We start from the raw sequence: 21,583 nt of genomic DNA, 5'->3' as shown, positions 1-21,583 counted from the left end.
GATGTGTGGCCTGTGCGGGACCTACGCCCCGGACAAGACCCTGGACCGGGCCGTCGTCGCCGCGATGCACGCCCGGCTGGTCCACCGCGGACCGGACGAGACCTACTCGCTCAGCACTCCCACCCTCTCCGTGAAGCTCGGCCGGCTCGGCATGACCGCGCTGAAGGACGGGTGGCAGCCGGCCGAGGACGCCAGTGGCCGGTATGTGGCCATGACCAATGGCGAGATCTACAACGGCGCCGAGCTGCGCACCCTGCTGGGCGGCGCACGGCCCGACAACCGGGTCGACGTGGCGGTGCTGCCGGAGCTGTTCGCCCGCTACGGGCCCGCCGGGCTCGAACGGGTCGACGGGCAGTTCGCCACCGCCATCCACGACCGGGCCGAGAACACCCTCTACCTGGGCAGGGACCGCTTCGGCATCTGCCCGCTGTTCTACGCCGTCGTCGGAGGCCACGTGCACTTCTGCTCCGAGCTGAAGCCGCTCGTGCGGAGCGTGCCGCGCGCCTGGCGGCTCGACATCGGCGCCGTCGACCAGTACCTCGCCCTCGGCAACATCGTCGCCCCCCGGACCCTGGTGGCGGAGGTCCGCGCCGTACCGCCCGGATGTGTGGTCCGCTTCGGCACCAGCGCACCGGAGACCGTACGGTACTGGCGCTACGGAGAGTTCGAGGCGGCGGACCGCCCCGTCGCCGCGGCGGAGATCCGCGACGCGGTCCAGGGGGCCGTGGCGGACCGGCTGCGGGCGGACGTGGAGATCGGCGCCTATCTGAGCGGCGGATTCGACTCGACCGCACTGGTCCTGGAGGCAGCCCGCCTGCGGCAGGAGGCCACCCGCACGTTCTCCGTGCTCTTCGACGACGTCGCCCTGGACGAGGGACGGTTCCAGCGCGAGGTCGCCGACAGCGTGGGCAGCGAACACCACCAGATCCGCTGCACCCCGGCCCATGTCGCGGACCGCTTCGAGGAGATGGTGCGCCACTGCTGCTACCCGCAGCGCGAGACGTACAACGTGGCGGCCCTGATGCTGGCCAGCGAGGCCCGCCGCACCGGGCTCAAGGGGGTGATCTCGGGCGAGGGGGCCGACGAGCTGTTCTACGGCTACGACTCCTACGCGTTCGACGGCGCCCGCAGAACCCCGGTGACCGGCCACGGCGAGAACGAACAGGCCTGGGGCAGGGCGGACTTCTCCTGGGAGGTCGACCGGGCCAGGGCGCTGCGCCGGCGGGACATGTGCCTGACCCCGCGGGCGAGGGAGGCACTGACCGGCCAGGAGTACTGGCGGGACCGGTTGATCCCCTTCGACGAACAGGAAGCCGCCGAGCTGTCCCCGATGCAGCTGCGCTCCATCGCCGACGTCTACGTGCAGCTGAGTGGCCATCTGCTCGGCGACCACGGCGACATGATGCTGATGGCGAACTCGGTGGAGGGCCGCTACCCCTTCCTCGGAAACTCCGTGGTGGCCCTGGGCCTGCGCGTCCCGGACGACCAGAAGGTCGCGGACTTCGAAGGCAAGGCGTGCCTGAAGAAGGCCTACGCCGGGATCGTCCCGCGCACCGTGCTCGACCGCGCCAAGCAGGGCTTCACGGCGTACGGGCTGGCGGAGACGGCGGACGAGAGGACGCTGTCGCGATGGCGTGACCTCGTCGCGGCCGGCGGCGTGTTCCGGCCGGACGCCCTGGACGCCCTCGGCGCCGACCCCACGCCCGACAAGTGGGACGTCCGGCTGAGCCTGATCAGCATCAGCGCCGTGATCGACGAGTTGGGACTGACGTCATGACCGACGCATGGCACGACCTGATCCACGGCGACCAGTGGGCCTCGCCGTCGACCCTGTGGGTCGAGGGCGGCACCGAACACAGCTGGGCCCAGGTCGCGGAGCTGGCCTCCCGGATCGAGGAGGCCGTCCGCGCCCACGGCCCCGCCCGTGTCGTGAGCGTCCGCTCCGGCGACAAACTCGGCTGCTTCGCCGGGCAGTTGGGCAGCTGGCGGGCCGGCTGCGTGGCCGTGGCCGACGACCACACCCTCACCGGGCGCGACTTCGAAAGGGTACGGCCCGACCTCACCCTGACGGTCCGCGCCGGAGCCTCCCCCTCCGTCGGCCTTGAGCCGGCGCCGGGGCCGCGGCTGCCCCCCGAGCGCATCCCCGAGGAGGTCGTGGCCGTCAACTTCACCTCCGGCAGCACCGGCCGGCGCAAGGCCGTCGCGGTGACCCGCGGCAATCTCCTCGCGCTCTTCGACTGCCGGGACCTGGACGTGCCCGCGGCCGGCCGCCTCACGGCGGGCAGCTTCGCCACGCCCACCTACGACGGCTGGTGGTTCGACACCTGGCACACGGTGGCGGCGGGCGGACGGGTGGTGGCGCTGCCGCACATCAACGACGACATCTTCGCGTGGCCCGACCTCGTGGAGACCTACGGCATCGGCCGCCTCCTGCTGCCGGCCGCGGTCATCACGACCGTCGTCGACGTCGCACCCGAGTGCGTCGCCGCCATTCCGTGGCTGTTCAGCGGTGGCGAGCAGTTCCGCAGGTCGACCTTTGAGCGGGCCCGGCGGGCAGGACTGCGGGGGCGTTTCGTCAACCTGTACGGGCCGACCGAGGCGACCTTCGCCACCCACCACTACCGGCTGCCCGAGGACTTCTGCGCGCCGACCATTCCCATCGGCCGTCCGCTCGACGGGTGCCGCCAGACGCTGCGCGCGACGGCGGACGGGCCGGCGGACGCCCAGGAACTGGTCGTGCACGGCCCGCTCGTGTGCCTGGGCTACCTCGACGATGGCACGATGACCCACCGGTTCCACCCCGCGTCCGAGCAGCCCTCGTACCGTACCGGGGACCTGGTGCGCACGGACGACAACGGCGACCTCGTCTTCGCCGGGCGGCTGGACGGCGAGGTCAAGGTGAACGGGATGCGCGTCGACACCGCCGCGCTGGAACAGCGGGTGGCCACCCTGCCCCGGGTACTCGACTGCAGGGTCGCGCAGGACGAGCGGCACACCGTGGCCTTCGTCCGCACCGACCCCACCGCGCTGTCGGACCCCCGCGCCCGTGACCGGATCGAGTCGGTGGTGCAGGACTTCTCTCCCGCGATCGGGGTGCGCCTGGTGGGCCGCTACCCGGTCAAGGCCGGCGGCAAGGTCGACTTCCCCACCCTCATGGACCGATACCGACTGACAGACAAGGCCGAGGAATCATGACCGACATATCACCGACCGCCATCACCGACTGCCTGCGCGAGGTCCTCGACCGCGACATCGCGGCCGACGCCGACATCTTCACCGCCGGGGTCGACTCCCTGGCCGTGCTGCACTGCCGCGCCCTGCTGAAGGAGCGGACCGGGGTCCGGGTGCCGGGCCACGTCTTCTTCGAAGGCAGGACCCCGGCACGCATCGCCGAACTGATCGGAGCCGAGCATGCTGGTCGTTGAGGACAGCCCGCTGTACTCACCCGAGTTCTTCGCCGACGACGACCCGTGGGCGTACCTGGCCGAACTGCGCAAGAACGACCCGGTCTCGGTCCATCGCAGGGCCGACGGCTACGAGTTCTACGCGCTGACCCGACACGCCGACGTGTACGCGGCCTATGTGGACCACCGCAGGCTCAGCTCCTCGTACGGCACCATGGTCGACGGCTCCTACCTCCCGCAGAAGGACTCCGCCTCCGGCCGCATGCTCATCGTCTCCGACCAGCCGGCCCACACCGCGCTCCGCAAACCGATCAAGACCAGCGGGTTCAGCCGGGACATGCTCGACCGCGTCGGTCGCACGGTGCGCCGCAACATCCGCGACGCCCTGGGCAGGCTTTCGGTGGGCGACCGGCTCGACTTCAGCAAGGAGATCGCGCCGGAACTGCCCAAGGGCGTACTGGAAGTGCTCTTCGGCATCGGCCCCAAGGAAGCCGGAGGCCTGCTGGAGGCCACCCGCACGATGATCGGCTACCGCGACGAGGCATACGCCGGGGCCCGGCCGCTCGACGCGCTCGTCGACGCGCAGCTCGACGTCCTGGAGTTCATCGACGAGCTGATCGGACGGCGGTCGCCCACCGGTCCGGCCGACGACATGATCGGTTTCCTCGCGCAGTGCGTCGCGGACGGCACCATGCCCCGGGACGTCGCCGTGCTCAACGGCCTGAACGTCGCCGTCGGCGGGAACGAGACCACCCCGCACACGGCGAGTCTGACCGTCCACACCATCGACCAGGAGCGTGACCAGTGGCGGAAGGTGGCCGACGGCGACGTCGGCTGTGAAGTGGCCACCCAGGAGTTCCTGCGCTGGACCTCGACCAACAGCTATGTGCAGCGCCTGACGCTCGAGGACGTCGAGATCGGTGGACAGCTCATCCCGGCCAACAGCTTCGTCACCCTGTGGAACATGTCGGCCAACCGGGACGCGGAGGTCTTCGAGCGCCCCGACTCCTTCGTGATCGACCGGGCGGAGAACAAGCAGATCGCCTTCGGGGCCGGCGTCCACCGCTGCGTGGGCGCCCCCGTGGCCAGTCTGGAGATCCAGACGTTCATCGAGGAACTGGCCGCGTGGGACAAGGCGTTCACGGTCCTCGCCCCGCCTCGGCGCCTGCGCTCCAACTTCATGCTCGGGCTGACCGAGCTGCAGGTGGAGGTGGTCGACGCGAAGGAAGCCGGCACGTGAGCGAGCACCCCGCGGCGGGTGTCCTCGTCTGCTTCCCGGCCGCGGGCGGAGGCGGCACGACCCTCGCGCAGCTGAGGGACGCCGCCGTCCGCCGCGGCCTGACGCCGCTGGCCCTGTCGAACGCGGACTCCGTGGACGACTTCGACTCCGGCCGCTGGCGGGAGCGCACGGTCTCGGAGATCGGGCGGGCAGTGGATCGCACGCCGGGCGGCCGGATCGTCCTGGCGGGGCACTCCATGGGCGGGCTGTCCGCCGTCTGCCTGCACTCCGGCCCTGGCGCGCGCATCGGAACGCCGAGCGGGGTACTGGTCATCAACACCCCGTGCCCCGACTCATCAGGACGCATACCGACGATGTCACACCTTCCCGACCGCGAGATCGCACAGGTTCTCGCCCACGACGGCTTCCCCAAGGAGTTACTCGACGACGAGGACATGCTGGCGGAGATCGCCCACGGACTGCGCGCGGACGCGGTCGTGGCCGACCGCCTCGCCGAGTGGATCGCCTCCCACGGCCCCCGTCCCGACCGGCTCCACGTCCTCTCCGGGCGCGACGACCGCTTCATCCCGACCGCACGGTGCGCCGCCTGGCGCGACCGCGTGAGCGGCGATTTCCAGCTGACCCTCGCGCCCGGCGGCCACAGCCTGGACGGCACCGGGGCCGCCGTACTGGAGCGCGTCCTCGACGGCCTCCTGACCACCACCACCCCGTCCGAGGAGGGTCAGGCGTGAGCGGACTGCAGAAGTCACTGGGCGGCGCCGTCGGCACGTTCCTGGCGCTCTCCACCATCCTGGGCAGCGGCATGATGATCCTGCCCGGCACGAGCTACCACCAACTGGGCCGCTCGGCCTGGATGCCCTGGGCCGTCGCGGCGGTCTCCGTCATCCCGCTGCTGTACTGCTACGCCTGGCTCGGCCGGCGCTACCCCTCCGCGTCCGGGGTCGCCCACTACTCCGAGGTCGCCTTCGGGCGGCCCGCGGGGCGGTCCGCCGGGTTGCTGGCCACGCTCGCCCTGGTCGCCGGCATCCCGGCGACCGCCATCACCGGCGGGCGCTACGTGGCGGAGTTCTCCGGCATTCCGAGCCTGGCCTGGGTGTTCCCGGTCGCCGTTCTCGCGGCGGCCACCCTGATCGGGTGCCTGGGCACGAACATCTCGGGCAAGGTCCAAGTGGGCCTGGTACTGGCCCTGTTCACCCTGGTCACGTGCACCGCGCTGCTCGCGCTCGGCGTCCACGGCGTGCGGGCACCGAGCACCGCGGTGCCCCCGCTGGGCGAGTTGGGCAGCGTGCTCACGGCCGTCTACGTCGCCTTCACCGGCTGGGAGACCGTGGCCTTCACCTTCGAGGAGCACAAGCGCCCGGACGCCATCCCGCGCATCTTCGCGGCCTCGTACGCGATCGTCGTCGCCCTGTACGGGCTCGTGCTGCTCGGCCTGTTCAGTGCGGTGGACCCCGGGGACGGGGCACTGGACCAGGCGCCCCTGCTGAGGCTGGCGGAGCGTTCGCTCGGCGACCTCGGCCGGCCGGTCACCCTGGCCCTGGTCGTCGCCGCCATCACCGCGAACGTGTGCGCCTCCGTCCTGGCCCTGTCCCGGCTGGTGTTCGGCATGGCTCGCAGCGGCTATCTGCCCGCGGCACTGACCCGTGTGCGGGAACGCGACGGCAATCCGGTCACGGCCGTGCTGGCGGCCGGAGGCGTCCTGACGCTGATCGCGGTGCTCGGGTCGACCGGCGTCATGTCCTTCCAGCTGCTCTTCGTCCTGTCCGGCGGGATCTACTTCGTGCTGTACGGCCTGGGCGCGGCCTCGTACACGAAGCTGGCCGGGCAGGGGCCGCCCCGCGCCGTCGCGGCGCTGTGCGCGGTCACCGTGGTCGCGGTCACCGTGCTCGCGGGGCCGCCCATGTGGACGTGCTGGGCCCTGTTCGCCGTCGTCCTGGCGGTGACGGCGGTCCTGGCCCGGCGGCAGCCGACGGCGGCGCCGGAGCGCGAACGCGTGCGGACGGACGAACCCACGAGGTGAGCTGCCCGCGTGCATCCCGCCTGAGGCAGAGGCCAGTTGGGCCGCCGAAGATTTAGGGAGGACGTCATGACCGACAGCGTGTTCTTTCCCGGAGCGGGCTCCTTCGGTGGCGAGTTCCGCCCGCTCACCCAGGCGCTGGGACCGGCGTCGTGGATGGTGGGCTATCCGGGCCGGCACGGCCGGGGCTTCGGCGTGCCGGCTGCCTCGTTCGACGCGGTGGTCGGGGCCTGCGCCGACCAGATCGTCCAGCGTGCCGCCGGGCCGCCGCTGCTGTTCGGGCACAGTTACGGCGCCTACGTGGCGTGCGCCACCGCGGCGCACCTCGGGGAGACCGGGGTGGAAGTCGCGTCGCTGGTGGTCGTCGGCGCCGCTGCTCCCGACCGGCTGGAGCTGCCGGACCGGGCGGCGAGCAGCCCGGCGGAGGCGGCCGCGTATCTCACCCGGATCGATCCCGGCATGCTCGCCGAGGCGCCTTCGGAGGAGTGGCGTGACCTCGTGGCGGAGACGACGGCGCAGGACCTGTCCCTGCTCGGCGGGTTCGACCCTGCCGAGGTGGCTGTCTTGCGCTGCCCGGTTCTGGCCGCCCGCGGTGCCGAGGACCCCCTGACCTCGGACGCCACCATCGCCGAGTGGCAGCACGTCACCACCGGCCCGTTCGCCCAACGCACGTTCCCGGGCGGCCACTCGGACCTCCTGCGCTCGCCGGACTGCGCGAAGTGGCTCAGAGACTCGTGGCAGGCCGTCAGCACGTGACGGCGCACGGTGGGTCGTCTCGAACGTGTTGGGTGTGGACCCGTCCGGTCTGGTGAAGCCGGGGCTTTGGCCGTGCCCTGCCCGCACCGGCAGGGTCAGTGCCCGGGGGCGGTGACGGTGGTGCGTCCGGTCGGCAGGGCGGACGGCCGTCGGTGCAGCAGGCTGACGGTGACGGCCGCGGCCGCCGACACCGTTCCGCCCAGCACCAGTGCGGCCTGAGGACCCGCGGTGTGGACGAGCAGGCCGATGCAGGGGGCGACCAGGGGCGTGGTGCCCAGAGAGGCCAGCATGTAGAGGCTCATCACCCGACCCCGCATACCGTCGCTGACTCCGAGCTGGAGGCGGGCCTTGGCGACGGTGAGGAACACGAGCAGCGCGGTGCCCGTGGGAACCAGCATCAACAGGAACGCGAGGTGACTGGGCATCAGGCTGCTGATCGCTTCCAGAATGCCGAAGACGGTGGCCGCGGCCGCCATCTGGTCGCCGCTGGGCCGCTGGTAGCGCACGGCGAGCAGGGAGCCGACCACGGACCCGGCGGCGAGTGCCGCGTTGCCGATGCCGAACGCGGCGGCCGGGGCCCGGTAGACCTGGGTGGTCATGAGGGCCGTCGTGATCTGGAAGTTCATGCCGAACGCGGCGACTACCGCGACCAGCACGAGGGTCCGCGCGAGGTCGGGGTGCTCGTTCACATACCGCAGTCCCGCCCGTACCTGACCGGCCGCGCGCGCCGCGGGCGGGGCCGGGTTCAGGGAGCGGGGATCTATGAGCAGCAGGCACACGATCACCGCGAGGTAGGATGCGGCATTGGCCAGGAACGCGGGCGTGGGGCCGAACACCACGATGAGGGGCCCTGCCAGCGTGGGACCGGCCATGCGCGCCAGGTTGAGGACCGCGCTGTTGAAGGCCAGCGCGCTGACCAGCTGGCCGGGGGCGACGGACTCGGCGATGAAGGCCTGCAGGGCGGGCTTCTCCACGACCATCGTCAGCCCGAACGCCAGGGCCAGTCCGTACAGGGCTCCGAGACTGACCGTGCCTGTCACCATGAAGACCGCCGGGACCAGCGCGACCGCACCCATCACGGCCTGGGTCGCCATCAAGGTCCGCCGTCTGGAATACCGGTCCACCAGGACGCCGCCGTACGGGCCCAGGATCAACAGGGGCAGGAACTGCAGGGCCGTGGTGATGCCGAGGACGGTGGCGTCACCGTGCGACAACTCCAGTGCCAGCCAGTCCTGGGCCACCTTCTGTATCCACGTGCCGGTGTTGGAGGCTGTCTGGCCGAGGGCGAAGAGGCGGAAGTTGGGGCTCTTGAGCAGGGGCCAGCGGCGCGACGGGCGGGTCCGCGCCAGCAGGGGCCATCTCCTGGCCGACGACGGGGTGCTCACCAGGCGGCGGCCGCAATCGGGGCTGTAGCGCGCAGGCGGGCCCGGCAGGCCTCAACGACCGCAGGGGTGACGGTCGGCATGGCGGTGCGCCAGCCGACGTTGGCGTTGACCTCGCACAGGGTGAAGCCGCCGCCCGGCGTGAACAGCAGATCGACGCCGGCCACGCCCAGCCCCAGCACCTCCGCCGCCCGCACGGCGAGAGCCTCGCCCTCCGGATAGCGGCCCGTGCACACCCGGGCGGTCCCGCCCAGCGCCAGGTTGGAGCGGAACTCCCCGTCCGGAGCGGTGCGGACCTGCGCCGCCACCGCGCGACCGTCGACCACGACCACCCGCAGGTCGCGCCCGTGCGAATACTCCAGGTACTCCTGGAACAGGAAGGGGCTGTCCTGGCAGAGGCTGCCCTGAATGCCGTGCAGCATCGCCGCGTCGGGAGCCAGGAACACCTGCTCGCCGCGGTGCCCGCGCACGGCCTTCACGACACACGGCTGCGGAACCCCGGCCCGGATCGCCCCGGTCAGCGGAGCGTCGGCGTACGTCCAGGTGTCGGGCACCGGGAGGCCCGCGCGTGCGAGCTGCTGCAGATGCCAGAACTTGTTCAGACACGCCAGCATCGCGTCCACCGGATTCACCAGGGTGGTTCCCATCGCCTCCAGGTGTCGCAGCAGGGTGATCTCACGGTCGGTGCCCACCGTGGGCGTCCACACCCGGGCGTACGCGACCTGCGGGGCAGCCAGTTCACCTCCGTCCAGGTCGTACAGCGCGAGACGGCCACCGCGCACGCCCATCAGGAGCTCCTCGCTGCACACCACCGCGCAGCGGTCGCCGAACTCCGCGGAGAACGCCGCCGCGATCTGGCGCGTCATGGGCCGCTCTTTGAGCCCCGCTCCCAGTACGAACCAGAAATCGGTAGCATGGCCCCCCTCACGCCCACCGATTCCGCCGACATCCACCACACGCAACTCCCGTCGCCCACCATGCGCGCGGACCATCCGCCACACCCGTACGACGTCTGCCCCACCGCGGCGACAACTGCGCCGAACACGGCGGCCTCCACCTGATCGGCCCACAACCGGAGCGGCAGGCCGGGCGAATCGACGGATGGGCCCCCGCGCCATCGAACCGGCGCGGGCGCGAGGTTCCGGCCGGGGGAGCCGCCCAGAGCCTCAAGGGGTGGCTCCTTCCGGGGCGTTGTCGGTGGATGGCCGGAAGTGCCGCAGTGGGGAAAGCGTGGCGTGGGGCATGGTGGCGGGGTGCAGAGGTTCAAGCGTGCTGTAGCCGTGCTTGGGTTCGTCGTCGCGACGGTCGTGCCGTCGTGGACGACGGCCTCTGCTTCGGCCTCCGCCGGAGCCGCGGCCGTCGGCCGGGCGGGCGTCGAGAAGCCTTCGGAGGTGGTCGCGCCCGGGGTCGGATACCGGGCATTCACCGTACGTACGTCGCACGGAAGCGCCCGGGTGCATCTGGTGACGGTGGATCTGGGCCGGCGCGGAGCGCGGGCCGGACTGTTGTATCCGGGCGGTGTGGCCGTGCGCGAGAAGGTGTCCGTGATGGCAGCGGAACAGGGTGCCGTGGCGGCGATCAACGGAGACTTCTTCGACATCGAGGAGTCGCAGCACCCCGGTGTGCAGTCGACCGGCGCGACCTCCGGTCCCGCCGTACTGGCCGGGAGGCCGCTGAAGGGCGCGGTCCCCGATGGGCAGCGCTTCGGCTGGCCGCTGCCCGCCGGGGGCTCCACCCAGGACGTGGTCGGCATCGGAACCGATGGGCTCGCTCGCACCGCCCGCCTGGCACTTCAGGGCCGCATCCGCACCGCTCACGCCGTGCTGCCGTTGCGCGGCCTCAATCAGTACGCCCTGCCCGTCGGTTCGATCGGGGCCTTCACCCCCAACTGGGGCGAGGCCTCCCGCGCCCGCGCCGCCTGCGGCACCGACGACGACCGCGCCGCGCCCTGCACCCCGAACACCTACGAGGTCACGGTCCGGAACGGCATCGTCCGCTCGGTCGCGCGAGCCCCCGGATCGGGGCGCATCCCGGCCGGGACGGTCGTCCTGCTGGGGCGCGAGGCCGGTGCGGACGCCCTGCGCGCGCTCACCCCGGGCACGGCGGTGCGGCTGGACTACCACTTCTCCTCCACCAGCCGCGTTCCGCTGGCCTCCGCGCTGGGCTCCCATCCCATCGTCCAGCACCGCAGAGCCCTGCCCGGCCTGGACAAGGCGGTCGCGGAGCCCCGTTCAGCCGTCGGGATCGCGGCGGGAGGACGGATCATGCGGCTGCTGTCCACGGACGGCAGGGAGGGAACCTCCAGCGGCCTGACCGTGAGCGAACTCGCCAACCTTCTCGCTGCCCTCGGATGCGACGAAGGCGCCTATCTGGACGGGGGCGCCTCGGCCACGCTGGCCACCCGGGACCACACGGGCCGCATCGTCGTGCGCAACGCCCTCGACCACGGTGCGGAACGCCCTGTCCCCAACGGCCTTGCCATCTACTCCCGTTGAGGAAACGCGGGCGGCCGCCAGCTCCGGCGGCGCCGTTCACTTGCCGAAGGAGAGGAGTGCGTGGTCCTTCCCCTTGTCGGACGGGCTCTGCACCCGACCGCTGAGCATGAAGAACCGTCCGCCTGACCAGAGCATGTGCGGATTGAGGTAGAAGGCGCGTTCGCCGCCGATCGCCGCTTCCGGACTCTGCAGCACCGCCTGGGGGGCTCCGCCCGTCGGGGCGAAGGCGACCATGGCGGCCGCGTCCTGGACCCTGCCGGGGTGCACGTACGCCAGGAGCTTTCCGCCCTCGACGGCCTGGGGCCGCATGGCCCGGCCCTTGGGGTCCTTGGCGCGCCACTTCTCCTTGCCGTTGGTGAGGTCGATCGCGACGACCTCGTTGGTCTCCGGGTAGCCGCTGATGGCTCCACCCGAGCCCTCGGTTCCCAGATACAGCGTGCTGGAGTCGGCTGCCACGGCCGTACACCCGTCAAGGCCTCGACTGTCATGGCCGTCGCACCCGCTCATGGCCTTGAAGGTCGGCTCCACCTGCCAGCGGACCTTGCCGTCCGGCGCGAACGCGGTGAGGTTCCAGGTCTTCTTGTCCGTGTCGCGGGCGGCCACGACCACCGGGTCCGACGAGAGGACCGCGCCCACGCTCCAGTTCTGCGGGTACTTGTAGTTCCACTTGGACTTGCCCGTCGCCGGATCGATCTCCTCGACCATGCTCTGGGTCTTGGTGACGTCATCGCCGGTGCACAGGCCCACGCTGATCAACTTGGCGCCGCCGCCGATGTCGCTGGGGCTGCAGCCCGCGGTCTTCCACGACCCGAACCGCTTGCTGCCATCGGTGAGGGAGAAGCCGCTCGCGTAGGCGCCGTGGCTGACGACGATGGTGTCACCGGAGAAGGCGATGGCGAATTCGTTGGTGGTGTCGTACGTCGACTCTTGCGGAACCGTCACCTTCCAGCCGACCGTGCCCGTGGCGAGGTCGACCTGCTGGAGGTACGTGCAGTGGGCGCCCTTGGTGTTGTTCTCCTGCGTCGCGATGATGGCCTTGCCGCTGCTGGAGGCGAGGTGCGCCGCGCCGCAGACCGGCGTCTCGAAGGGGGTGCTCCACTTCTGGGCACCGTCGGCCACCGCGTAGCCGGTGATGTCCTTGTACATCGCTTTGGCGACGATGTCACCGGCCCGCCACGGGCCGTACTGCAGCGCGCCCTCCTTGGGCAGCCGGGTGTCGTTCTCGCGCACCCAGACACGCGCCTCGCCCGGCTTCATGTCGGCGTTGAAGTCGTACGTGTCGTTGCCGCCCCCGGGGCCCTTTCCGTCGCCCTTGTCGACGGAGGGGGATGAGGAGGGCCCGGAAGCCGTGCTCTTCGCGCTCGGCTTCTCGCCGCCGGTTTTCCCGGCCCATACGTACACGCCGCCTCCCACCAGGAGCAGGACCGCGGTCAATGCGCAGAGCAGTACGGCACGGCGGCCTCGAAGGGGGCTCCGGCCGCCGCCGGGCGGGAACGGCGGAGGCGCCGCATGGGGTTGTCCCGCCCCGCCGTAGCCGCCCGGATAGGGAGGCAGGACCGGATAGGAGGGGCCGCCGGAAGGCGGAGGCTGCCGCGGGTAGCCGTAACCGGCCCCGGACGATGCGCCGTCCGGTCGGGCGTGGCCGCCGTCGGGCTGGGCGTACGGGTTGCCCGGTACCGGCTTCGGCGGGGGCTGATCACCGCGTGGCTGGGGATCGGGTGGCTGCGTCACAGCGGTGTTCCCTCCGGATGTGCTGAGTGCCTGCTCTTCGCCATCGATCGCTGTCCGTTCGACGCCACGTCACAACTGGGGTTGCTCGGTGGGGGCTCCGGACAGCCGGACGGTGCTGAGGACCCGCATGATGACGTCATCGCCGATGGCGCCGGGCACGCCCGTCCTGCCGTAGAAGTCCCAGGCGACGAAGTCACCCTTGGAGTTCTTGAAGCCGAAGACAATCGCCTGGCCGTCGCCGGCGCACTTGTTGGGCCTTTTGGCACCTTCGGAGTGCGCCCTGACGTAACTGCCCTCCACGCCCGCCTTGGTCGTGTACTTCACGGGCTTGTCCCATTTGACGACGGACTTGTCCGGTTGCGTGTAAGCGGCGTACACCCAGGTCGGTGCGGAGTTCTCGGCGACCTCGTCGGTGCTCTTGGCGCCGTCAGCGCCTTTGGTGCCGGTCGAGGCCAGGGCGAAGTCGTCGGTCTTTCCGTCGCCGTCCGCGTCGATGCGGCACCACTGGGACTTGTAGAAGGCAGGAGCCGTGTGCCCGATGAGAGCCTTGTCCGGATTCCCTCGCTCCGAGTAGCCGCTGAAGACGGTGGGTGCCTCCACCTCCCACTCCGGCGGGACGTCGAAGGCCGTGCCGTGAGCGGGATTCACCACCACCTTCCAGCCCGCGATCGTCGGCTTCACCGCGCCCGGCCCGGAGGAGCCGGAAGGCGAGGCCGAGGGGGCGGGGGAGGAGGGAGTGGGCTTCGCGTCGGCTCTGTCGCCGCCGTTCCTGTCGTGCCGGAGGACCAGCACGCCCGTGACCACCGCGGCGATCAGCACGGCCATCGCGGCGCATATCGCGACGATGACGGTACGTCTCTTCTCGGGGTCCGGCGGCCCGGGGGTTCCGAACGGGCTCCCGCTCGCCGGATACTGCGGCACGGTCGGTTGACCGGGGGGCCCGAAGGCTCCCCCCGGTGCTTGCGGATACGTGCCTGAAGGAGGCGGCCCGTAGCCGGGAGTCGGGGGAAAGCCGTAGCCCGGCTGAGCCGGGAGCGGCTGCGACGGTCCGCCTCCCACGCCGTCCCGCGGCGGCTGGTCACTGGAGGGCTGGGACACGGCAGAGCTCCTTCCGGCAGCCACCCCTGGCGGCGCTCGATGTGGTACGCGATGCGTCCTGGGCCGCGCCGCGGACGGCACGGTCGAGGTGAACGTCCCTCTACTCTCCACCACTTGTGGCCCCTGTGGCGAGGGTGGCATCTCACCACACGACGGTCGTTGTGGCTCAAGCCCCCCCTTGACCAGGTGTCGTGACGGGGTCCGCGTCGGCCTGGCGGCTTCACGGACCGCGAGGAGTGCGACAGGGGGTGGTGCCCGCCGATCGACGGGCACCACCGCCTTCAGGCGCCAGGCACCCGAGGCCATCCGCCGTGCGTCACACCCAGACGCGTACCGCCTCCATGCGCCGTGACTGTCCCGTGGTTCCCACGTAGACCGGGTTGCCGCTGACCGAGCCCAGCCAGCCGTAACCCTCCACATGGGCCTGCGCCCCCACGCTGCCCGTGCCGACCTGGACGCCCAGCGCTTCCATGCGCCGCGACTGCCCGGTGGTGCCGACCGTCACGACGTCGCCGTCGCGGCCGCAGGCCCAGCCCTGCCAGCCGATGTCGGCCAGGTGGGCGTCGGCGCAGACACCGCCGACCCCGCTGGTCGAGATCGCCAGGGCCTCCATCCGGCGGCTCTGGCCGGTCGTCCCGGCCACGCTGCCGTCACAGACCGCCGACTGCCAGCCGATGTCCTGGACGTGCGCGGCGTAACAGATCACCCGCGCGCTCGGCGCGAGCGAGGCGCGTGCTCGGGTGGTCGCGGCCTTCAGCTCCGCGACGACTGAGGCCGGTGCCTCGACGGTCGAACCGCCCGCGCCCGCCCTGTCGACGGCAGGGGCCGCGACCGACGGCTGAGCCTGCGCCTCGGCCACCCCCGCGGCCCCCAGGGTGCCCGCCAGCGCGAGCCCCACGATGACACCAGCTGCCTTCCTCATGGTCTTCTTCATGACTTTCCCCTCCTTGTACCGACTGGTCGCGCATATCTGTACCGGCGTCCCCTGGAGGGGAACAACCGTTTGGCGCGGCTGCGACCGAGAGCAGCCCCGGCATGGCGCGCTCCGGGAGCTTGTGCGAACACCGGCAGGTGTGCGTTGACCCGGGAGATGTCAACCGCGTTGCAAGTCAGGGGAGTTGACGATGAGATGCGGGGCGGCGCTGCACGGAGTCCGGCCGCACGGCAGAAGGTCGGCGCCACCCGGAAGCTCGTACGGGGCGGCTCCGGCACGCAGCCCGGCGACGGCCTCCGTTGCGAGCGTTCCGGGTTTGCGTGGACCCGGCGTTCAGGAGCCTGGCCGTGCTGGGCGTCGCGGCTCTGCGGGCAGGTGTGGACTGTTGGTGTCCGTGCGGGGTATCTGTCCGCCCGTGCGCTCATTGTCCCGGGGTGAGGAGCTTCTGCCGATGCCGCGCCGTGTTCATGTGGTGCTGATGACCGTTCTGTTGGTGGTGGCGGGCTCGCTGGGGGCGTCCGCGCCCGCCTCCGCCGTCATCGGCGGGGCGCGGAGTGCCTATGCGCCCTGGGCGGTGCGGATGCTGGTCGATGGCCGGCCGACGTGTACGGGGACGGTGATCGCGCCGCGGTGGGTCATCAGCGCCTCGCACTGCTTCTTCGAGCAGGGGCAGCCGGTGGCCGACCGGCGGATCACGTTCCGGGTCGGCAGTCTCGACATGCGTCGAGGGACCGCGGTCCGCCCGGTGCCGGGCGGACGGGCGGGCGCTGCGCACGCCGACATGATGCTCATCGAGGTGCCGCCGATGAAGGTCCGCGCGGCGCGGTTGGCCACGGCCGGTGTCCAGGCCGGTCAGCGGGTGACGCAGTACGGCTGGGGCGCCACCTGTTCCGGGGACGAGAACACCTGCCAGTCACCGGTGTTGAAGCAGTCGGACTTGAGGGTCGTCAGAGTGGACGATCCACGGTGTGAGGGATACACGGTGCCGGGCGGCTCGGACTTCTGTATGGAGAAGGTGTCCGGCATTCCGGCCGGCGGCGACTCCGGCGGCCCCGTGATGAGCATCGGCCCGCACGGCGCCGAGACCCTTCTTGGTGTCTTCGACGGCTCCGACCGGGAAACGATCGCCGAGGCGGGCGAGGTCTCCCAGCAGCTCGCCTGGATTCGCTCCGTCATCCGGTGACCGGCCGGGCTCGGGCGACCACGGCCAAGGGCCCCGGCCGCGGGTGATACCGGTCGGGGCCCTCGGTGCGGGTAGGTGCGTCAGCCGTCGTTCTCGGCCGAGGGGATGTACGCGCCGGGTACGTCCTTGGGTGCGTAGATCTTGTCCTCGCCGGGGTACGGCTTGGTCCAGTCGTGGGTCTCGTACCAGGTGAAGTGGTTCATCTGGGCGGGGTTGGCGAAGTCGGGCTTGGCGTCGGGGCCGGTGAGCCTCTGCTGCGCCTTCCAGGTGTCCCACTGCGCGGCGAGCGCCTGCTTGTCCGCCGGTACCTTCGGCGCCGGCACGGCCGCCGCCCGCGGGTTCTGGGGCGCGGGGGAGTCCACGCCGCAGGGCGGCGGGGTCTTGAGGCCGTCGGTCAGCGGGATCCGGTTGGGCAGCGCGCTGAACGGCGTGAGGTCCGGCTTCCCGGTGAACGCGGCGGCCATCGGGCTGGCCGCGCTGTCCTTCTGGTTCATCGGGTGGATCCCGAGGATCTGCTCAATGGTGCGGATCATCGTGATCTGCGAGTAGTAGTGGCTGTCGACGACGCCGTGCTTGGCCCAGGGGCTGATGATCTGGATCGGGGCCCGGTGGCCGTCGACGTGGTCGAGACCGGCCTGGGAGTCGTCCTCCACCACGAAGATCGCGGAGTCCTTCCAGTACTTGCTGTGCGAGATCGTGTCGATGATCCGGCCAGTCGCGAGGTCGTTGTCCGCGACCTGGGCGGGCGCGTTGGCCGGGCCGCCGGTGTGGTCGCTGGAGAGCCAGAACATGTTCAGGCTCGACGGGCCGTTCCTGGCGAAGTCACGCTTCCAGATCTCGGCCCGGTAGATGTCCGGGACGCTGGTGTCGAACTTCGGGAAGCCGTGCACGGAAACGTCGTTGAGCGACGGGATCGGCGAGGACGAGACCAGCGGGTACGCGGTGTCCTGCCCGGTGGACGCCATGTTCTTGGAGTCGCAGTACAGGTTCTGCCAGCTCGCGGCCGCGGGCTTGGTCAGGAACTGCTGGAACTCGCCGAAGTCGCGTACGGACCTGCCCGCCGCCTGGGCCCCGGTCCACAGGAAACCGGAGCGCTGGTGGCCGAGCGCGTCGTCCTCGGTGTCGTAACTGCGCTCGTACTCACCGGCCGAGGACTCGGTGTACTCCGGATCATCGGCCTGCATCAGCCAGTTGTGGCCCTCGGCCGAGTTCGTACCGATGTCATAGGTGTTGTCGTACAGGCCGAACTGCTGGGCCAGCGCGTGCTGGTTCGGCGTCACGTTCTCGCCGAACTCGGCCTGCGACGGGTCGCCGTTGCCCTTCCGGACATCACCGTAGACCTGGTCGTAGGTCCGGTTCTCCTTCACGATGAGGAACACGTGCTTGATCGTCGACGGGTCGCCGAGCCGCACCGGCACGGGCACCGGCTTCGCGTGGCTCGCGCCGTTGGCCTTGTCGACGGCGCCGCGGGTCCAGCCGTTCTGCTGGAAGACCTTCGCGGTCTGGGACTTGATGACCCGGTCGCTCGGCAGGGTGAACCGCTGCAGGCTCGACGTGGTGTCGTGCGTGCCGTGTCCGGCGGGGTTCACGGGACGGCGGGCGTCGATGCCGCGGGTGTTGGAGACGACCACCTGGTTGCCGACGGTGGCGATCTCGGCGGGGAAGTAGTCCGTGGGGACCAGGCCGACGTAGCTGACCGGCTCCTGCGCAGTCGTGTACCGGTAGACGGCGACGGCGTTGGCGCGGCCGAGCGTCACCAGGAGGTGGCCGTCGCGGGTGAGCGTCACGGCGTCCGGCTCGTAGCCGACCGACGCCTCGGGCCACGGCTTGGTGGAGATGGTCTGGACGACCTTGTTCTTCGTGGTGTCGATGACCGACACGTCGTTGGTCGCGGTGTTGGTGACGAACAGCGCCCGGTCCTTGGCGTACAGCGCGGTGGGATGCAGCCCGACGTCGATGCTCCCGACGGCCGCGGCCGGGTGGCCCAGGTCGATGACGCTGACGGTGCCGGTGGTGGTCGCCGCCGTCACCGGGTCGGCCGGTACCGGGGTGTTGTACGAGTTGATCGTGGTGTCGCCGGGCTTCGCCGGGCGGCCGCCCTCGTTGCTGACGTACAGCTTGGAGCCGATCCGGACCATGTCACGCGGCGCGTTGCCGACGGCCCAGCTCTGCTGCACGGCGCCGGTCGCGGCGTTGATGGCGACCACCCGGTTCTGGCCGTTGACCGCGGCGTACACGGTCGAGCCGTCGGGGGCGAACACCGCCTCGCCGACCAGGGCGTGCTTGGGGCCGTCCGCCGGGATCTTCACCGTCGTGGGCGAGGCCAGGGTGCCGTCCGGATTGACGGTGAACCTGGTGTAGCCGTCGATCTGGCCCAGCCACAGCTGCTTGCCGTCGGGGGAGTACGTCGGGCCCTCCTGGCCCACGTCGTTGCTCTTGATGCGCAGGTTTGCCGAGGCACTGTTCCCGACGAGCTGCTGCACCTTCCAGCTCTTGAGGTTCACGATGGCCATCGCAAGCCCGCCGTCGGTGACCGAGGCGGCGAGGTGGCTGCCGTCCGGGCTCACCGACGACGACATGATCTTGCCGTTGTTGAGCACGAGACGGTCGCCGTACGGGGCGATGTACTGGTCGCTGGAGATGACCTGCCCGTGCGGGGTGACCTGGCCGACGTGGTCGGTTCCGAACTGGGTGGTCTGGGCGAAGGCCGTGCCCGCGAGGGCCAGGGCGAGACCGACGGCGCCCGCCGTGGCCAGAGGTCTCCGGCGGCCGAGGCGCCGAAGCGGCGGGCCGGAGCGCACCTCGTCCCGCCTGCGGCGACGTGTTACCTGCATGGGGTCATCCCTTCGGGGTGGCGGAGAGCAGCTCGACGTTGCCGTCGAACTGCCAGAGCGGGTTCGGCGCGTCCCCACGGGGGGTTCGCACCAGGAAGTAGCCGTTCACTTCTTTCGGCCCGTCGCCGTCGGCGACGTACCGCCCGTCCGAGGCGACGTCGAGCTGGTAGATGGCCTGCCCGATGGCCTCGACGCCGGGGAGGTGCCAGGAGACGACGCAGCGCCAGTCGTTGCCCGGCCCGTGGGCGTCGGTTCCGCCGCCGCCCTTGGTGCAGGCCGCGGTGGCCTTGAGCTGCGCCTCGGTGACGCGCGGGCGGTTGAGCTGCTCGGTCTGGGCGCGGTAGAGGTGGGCGAAGGCGGTGGCGACCGAGCGCTGCACCTTCTCCTGGTCAATGCCGGAGCCGGAGGCCGGAGTCGCTGCGGCGAGGACCGTCACCGTCACGGCGAGGAGACCCGCGAGAGGCAGGGCGCCGACGGTGAGCGCCCGGCGCCCCGGCCCGTCGTGGGCCGGGTTGGTGAAGTCGCGCCGTACGAACAGGAGATGGGCCAGCGTGGTCGCGGCTGCGGCCCACACCAGGCTGACCGCGACGGCGATGAGGAGCGGGCCGGTCTGGGCCGGGCTGGTGAAGAGGCCGTTCCACGCGATGAAGGCGTAGCCGGGCAGGGCCACGCGCACCGCGGTGGGCAGCGGCAGCATCTGGGCGAACTGCATCGCGAGCGTCACCAGCGCGGGCAGCAGCAGTCCCATGGGGGAGCGTCCGAGGGCGACGGATCCGAGCAGTCCGATCGCGGCGAGGGCCAGGGTCGGGGCGAGCACGCAGAGCCAGGCGAGCAGCACCTTGCCGGCCGCGTCCGACGAGGACAGTGCGTGCCCGTCGAGTCCGACCAGCGGGTGGCTGCCGACGGTGGCGAGCCCACCGGCGGTACTGGAACAGACCAGACCCGCCACGAGCAGCAGGATCACCGTGAGGCTGGCCAGCGCTTTCGCCACGAAGATCCGCCGCGGTGACCGTACCGCCACGAGGAGGTGGCGCCAGGTTCCGAGCCGGTCCTCCGAGGCGAAGACGTCTCCGGCGACCACGGACGTGAGCAAGGGGAGCGCCCAGGTGCCCGCGAAACCGAGCACCACCAGAGGGCCCGCCCAGCCGGTGGCGAGCATCCAGCGACCGAAGAGGGTGTCGGAGGGGAGCGTGCTCTGCTGGCTCACCGCGGCGACGAAGACCGCCGGCACGGTCCAACAGGCCAGGACCAGCAGGCGGATGCGCCACTGCGCCACCAGCTTGACCAGCTCGAAGCGGTAGGCGCGCGCCACGGACACGCGGGGGGTGCCGGGAGCGGGCCGGGTGGTGACGGTGGCCCTCATCGTTCTGTCCCCTGGGGTTCGGTGCGCCGTCCCGGGCGCGGCGATGGCCGCTCGGGGGCCGACCGGTCCGGTTGGCCCCCCGACTGCCCGGTGAGGGAGAGGAAGGCTGCTTCGAGCGGCGACACGACGGGCGCGAGCTCGCGCAGCGCGATGCCCCCGTGCACGAGGCGGCGTACGAGTTCGTCCAGGGCGGGCCCGAGGGCGCGGACGACCAGGACGCCGGGGTCGTGGCGCCCCGGAACGGTGTCGGTGACCGTGACCCCGGTGGTCTCGGTGGCCAGCCGTCCGGCGGCCTGGGGATCGGAGGTGAGCAACCGGTAGTCGAGGGCGTCGTTCTCGGCGGCGAGCTTGCCCAGCGGCCCGGAGAAGACGACGCGTCCGGCGGCGAGGATGGTGACTTCGGAGCACAGGGCTTCGAGATCGTCCATGCGGTGGCTGGAGAGCACGACGCTGGTCCCGTCCGCGGCGAGCTCGGTGAGAACACCGTGGACGTGTCTCTTCGCGGCCGGATCAAGCCCGTTGGACGGTTCGTCGAGCACGAGCAGCCGGGGCTTGGTGAGCAGGGCCGCGGCCAGACCGAGCCGCTGGCGCATGCCGAGGGAGAATCCGCGGGCCCGTTCGTCGGCGACCTCGCTCAGCCCGACCTGCGCGAGGACGTCGTCGACGCCCGCCGTCCGGGCGTCCTGCCCGTGCAGCGCGGCCAGCGCGGCGAGGTTCTGCCGGGCGGTGAGCGCGGGGTAGAGGCCGGGCCCGTCCACGAAGCCGGAGACACCGTCAGGAGCGGCCGGGGTCCGCCCCACGGGGGTGCCCAGGATGTCGAGGCGACCGCTGTCGGGGACGGCCAGTCCGAGCAGGATACCGAGCAGCGTGGTCTTGCCCGCGCCGTTGGGCCCGGCCAGGCCGTGGATCTGGCCCCGCGTCACCTCCAGATCGACGCCGTCGAGCGCGACGACGTCCCCGAAGCACTTGGTGATCTCGCGTGCCTGGAGTGCCGGCTGTGTGTCCATGAGCCCCTTCTTTCGAAGAACCCCACGGACCATAGGGAAGGGTGCGCCACGCCTGCAGGGACGCGAGGCTGAACGCTGCGGGAACGGAAGGCAAAGCGGCGCCCCACCCGACCAATGTCGCCTCATCCTTCACACCTCG

17 protein-coding genes are annotated in these 21,583 nt (G+C 71.3%); 9 read left to right on the top strand and 8 right to left on the bottom strand.

Features of this window, described 5'->3' with window-relative positions:
• Position 1: 1 nt before the first annotated feature.
• The 7 genes from asnB (at position 2) to DT019_RS16090 (ending at position 7,417) form a co-directional block, all read left to right on the top strand.
• On the top strand, positions 2 to 1,777 hold the full coding sequence (gene asnB / locus DT019_RS16120; RefSeq protein WP_114037480.1) for an asparagine synthase (glutamine-hydrolyzing): 1,776 nt from the start codon (positions 2 to 4) through the stop codon (positions 1,775 to 1,777).
• Positions 1,774 to 3,195, top strand: coding sequence for an AMP-binding protein (locus DT019_RS16115; protein ID WP_114037479.1), 1,422 nt, complete (start codon positions 1,774 to 1,776; stop codon positions 3,193 to 3,195). The genes asnB and DT019_RS16115 overlap by 4 nt, the downstream gene beginning before the upstream one ends.
• The gene (locus DT019_RS16110; RefSeq protein WP_114037478.1) at positions 3,192 to 3,425 is read left to right on the top strand and encodes an acyl carrier protein; all 234 of its coding nucleotides are present in this window, start codon (positions 3,192 to 3,194) and stop codon (positions 3,423 to 3,425) included. The genes DT019_RS16115 and DT019_RS16110 overlap by 4 nt, the downstream gene beginning before the upstream one ends.
• The gene (locus tag DT019_RS16105; protein ID WP_114037477.1) at positions 3,412 to 4,644 is read left to right on the top strand and encodes a cytochrome P450; all 1,233 of its coding nucleotides are present in this window, start codon (positions 3,412 to 3,414) and stop codon (positions 4,642 to 4,644) included. The genes DT019_RS16110 and DT019_RS16105 overlap by 14 nt, the downstream gene beginning before the upstream one ends.
• Entirely contained in the window at positions 4,641 to 5,375 is a 735-nt protein-coding gene (locus DT019_RS16100) for a thioesterase II family protein (RefSeq protein ID WP_189389613.1), read from the top strand. Before DT019_RS16105 ends, DT019_RS16100 begins: the two co-directional genes overlap by 4 nt.
• On the top strand, positions 5,372 to 6,664 hold the full coding sequence (locus tag DT019_RS16095) for an APC family permease (RefSeq protein ID WP_114037475.1): 1,293 nt from the start codon (positions 5,372 to 5,374) through the stop codon (positions 6,662 to 6,664). The genes DT019_RS16100 and DT019_RS16095 overlap by 4 nt, the downstream gene beginning before the upstream one ends.
• Positions 6,665 to 6,730: 66 nt before the next feature.
• A complete protein-coding gene (locus tag DT019_RS16090; RefSeq protein WP_114037474.1) occupies positions 6,731 to 7,417 on the top strand; it encodes a thioesterase II family protein in 687 nt (228 codons plus the stop codon).
• Positions 7,418 to 7,512: 95 nt separating this feature from the next.
• On the opposite strand, the gene DT019_RS16085 is transcribed toward DT019_RS16090, so the two are convergent.
• Both DT019_RS16085 and DT019_RS16080 read right to left on the bottom strand, forming a co-directional pair.
• Positions 7,513 to 8,802: an MFS transporter gene (locus tag DT019_RS16085; protein WP_223279580.1), complete on the bottom strand. Its 1,290-nt coding sequence runs from the start codon at positions 8,800 to 8,802 to the stop codon at positions 7,513 to 7,515.
• The gene (locus DT019_RS16080) at positions 8,799 to 9,665 is read right to left on the bottom strand and encodes a RimK family alpha-L-glutamate ligase (protein ID WP_189389611.1); all 867 of its coding nucleotides are present in this window, start codon (positions 9,663 to 9,665) and stop codon (positions 8,799 to 8,801) included. The genes DT019_RS16085 and DT019_RS16080 overlap by 4 nt, the downstream gene beginning before the upstream one ends.
• Positions 9,666 to 10,079: 414 nt before the next feature.
• Between DT019_RS16080 and DT019_RS16075 the strand changes: the two genes are divergently transcribed.
• Positions 10,080 to 11,294: a phosphodiester glycosidase family protein gene (locus tag DT019_RS16075; protein ID WP_114037472.1), complete on the top strand. Its 1,215-nt coding sequence runs from the start codon at positions 10,080 to 10,082 to the stop codon at positions 11,292 to 11,294.
• Between the two features lie 36 nt (positions 11,295 to 11,330).
• On the opposite strand, the gene DT019_RS16070 is transcribed toward DT019_RS16075, so the two are convergent.
• The 3 genes from DT019_RS16070 to DT019_RS16055 all read right to left on the bottom strand — a co-directional run bounded on the left by DT019_RS16070 (position 11,331) and on the right by DT019_RS16055 (position 15,057).
• Positions 11,331 to 13,025, bottom strand: coding sequence for a PQQ-binding-like beta-propeller repeat protein (locus DT019_RS16070; protein ID WP_189389609.1), 1,695 nt, complete (start codon positions 13,023 to 13,025; stop codon positions 11,331 to 11,333).
• A 69-nt stretch (positions 13,026 to 13,094) separates the two neighbouring features.
• Complete coding sequence (locus tag DT019_RS39150; protein ID WP_189389607.1) at positions 13,095 to 13,850, bottom strand: hypothetical protein; 756 nt, start codon at positions 13,848 to 13,850, stop codon at positions 13,095 to 13,097.
• A gap of 589 nt (positions 13,851 to 14,439) precedes the next feature.
• Positions 14,440 to 15,057, bottom strand: a complete 618-nt coding sequence (locus DT019_RS16055; protein WP_114037469.1) for a polysaccharide deacetylase — start codon at positions 15,055 to 15,057, stop codon at positions 14,440 to 14,442.
• Between the two features lie 451 nt (positions 15,058 to 15,508).
• Here DT019_RS16055 and DT019_RS16050 point away from each other — a divergent pair, with 451 nt between their 5' ends.
• The gene (locus tag DT019_RS16050) at positions 15,509 to 16,240 is read left to right on the top strand and encodes a S1 family peptidase (RefSeq protein ID WP_114037468.1); all 732 of its coding nucleotides are present in this window, start codon (positions 15,509 to 15,511) and stop codon (positions 16,238 to 16,240) included.
• Positions 16,241 to 16,320: 80 nt separating this feature from the next.
• On the opposite strand, the gene DT019_RS16045 is transcribed toward DT019_RS16050, so the two are convergent.
• Genes DT019_RS16045 through DT019_RS16035 form a run of 3 tightly spaced genes read right to left on the bottom strand, consistent with a single transcriptional unit; the run spans position 16,321 to position 21,444 of the window.
• Positions 16,321 to 19,074 (bottom strand): alkaline phosphatase family protein, encoded by a 2,754-nt coding sequence (locus tag DT019_RS16045; protein ID WP_114037467.1) that lies wholly within the window; start codon positions 19,072 to 19,074, stop codon positions 16,321 to 16,323.
• 4 nt (positions 19,075 to 19,078) lie between these two features.
• Complete coding sequence (locus tag DT019_RS16040; protein ID WP_114037466.1) at positions 19,079 to 20,437, bottom strand: ABC transporter permease; 1,359 nt, start codon at positions 20,435 to 20,437, stop codon at positions 19,079 to 19,081.
• A complete protein-coding gene (locus tag DT019_RS16035; RefSeq protein ID WP_114037465.1) occupies positions 20,434 to 21,444 on the bottom strand; it encodes an ABC transporter ATP-binding protein in 1,011 nt (336 codons plus the stop codon). Before DT019_RS16035 ends, DT019_RS16040 begins: the two co-directional genes overlap by 4 nt.
• Positions 21,445 to 21,583 lie beyond the last annotated feature (139 nt).

The sequence above is a fragment of the Streptomyces sp. SDr-06 genome (genome assembly GCF_003324565.1).
In the GTDB taxonomy this organism is placed as follows: domain Bacteria; phylum Actinomycetota; class Actinomycetes; order Streptomycetales; family Streptomycetaceae; genus Streptomyces.
Note: the sequence above shows the minus strand (reverse complement) of the source record. Positions and strands in the feature narration are given on the sequence as shown.

Bases quoted from the DNA above. Each gene is read 5' to 3' on its own strand.
- asnB (WP_114037480.1), top strand. From the start codon at position 2: ATGTGTGGCCTGTGCGGGACCTACGCCCCGGACAAGACCCTGGACCGG.
- DT019_RS16115 (WP_114037479.1), top strand. From the start codon at position 1,774: ATGACCGACGCATGGCACGACCTGATCCACGGCGACCAGTGGGCCTCG.
- DT019_RS16110 (WP_114037478.1), top strand. From the start codon at position 3,192: ATGACCGACATATCACCGACCGCCATCACCGACTGCCTGCGCGAGGTC.
- DT019_RS16105 (WP_114037477.1), top strand. From the start codon at position 3,412: ATGCTGGTCGTTGAGGACAGCCCGCTGTACTCACCCGAGTTCTTCGCC.
- DT019_RS16090 (WP_114037474.1), top strand. From the start codon at position 6,731: ATGACCGACAGCGTGTTCTTTCCCGGAGCGGGCTCCTTCGGTGGCGAG.
- DT019_RS16080 (WP_189389611.1), bottom strand. From the start codon at position 9,665: ATGACGCGCCAGATCGCGGCGGCGTTCTCCGCGGAGTTCGGCGACCGC.
- DT019_RS39150 (WP_189389607.1), bottom strand. From the start codon at position 13,850: ATGGCCGTGCTGATCGCCGCGGTGGTCACGGGCGTGCTGGTCCTCCGG.
- DT019_RS16055 (WP_114037469.1), bottom strand. From the start codon at position 15,057: ATGAAGAAGACCATGAGGAAGGCAGCTGGTGTCATCGTGGGGCTCGCG.
- DT019_RS16050 (WP_114037468.1), top strand. From the start codon at position 15,509: ATGCCGCGCCGTGTTCATGTGGTGCTGATGACCGTTCTGTTGGTGGTG.
- DT019_RS16045 (WP_114037467.1), bottom strand. From the start codon at position 19,074: ATGCAGGTAACACGTCGCCGCAGGCGGGACGAGGTGCGCTCCGGCCCG.
- DT019_RS16040 (WP_114037466.1), bottom strand. From the start codon at position 20,437: ATGAGGGCCACCGTCACCACCCGGCCCGCTCCCGGCACCCCCCGCGTG.
- DT019_RS16035 (WP_114037465.1), bottom strand. From the start codon at position 21,444: ATGGACACACAGCCGGCACTCCAGGCACGCGAGATCACCAAGTGCTTC.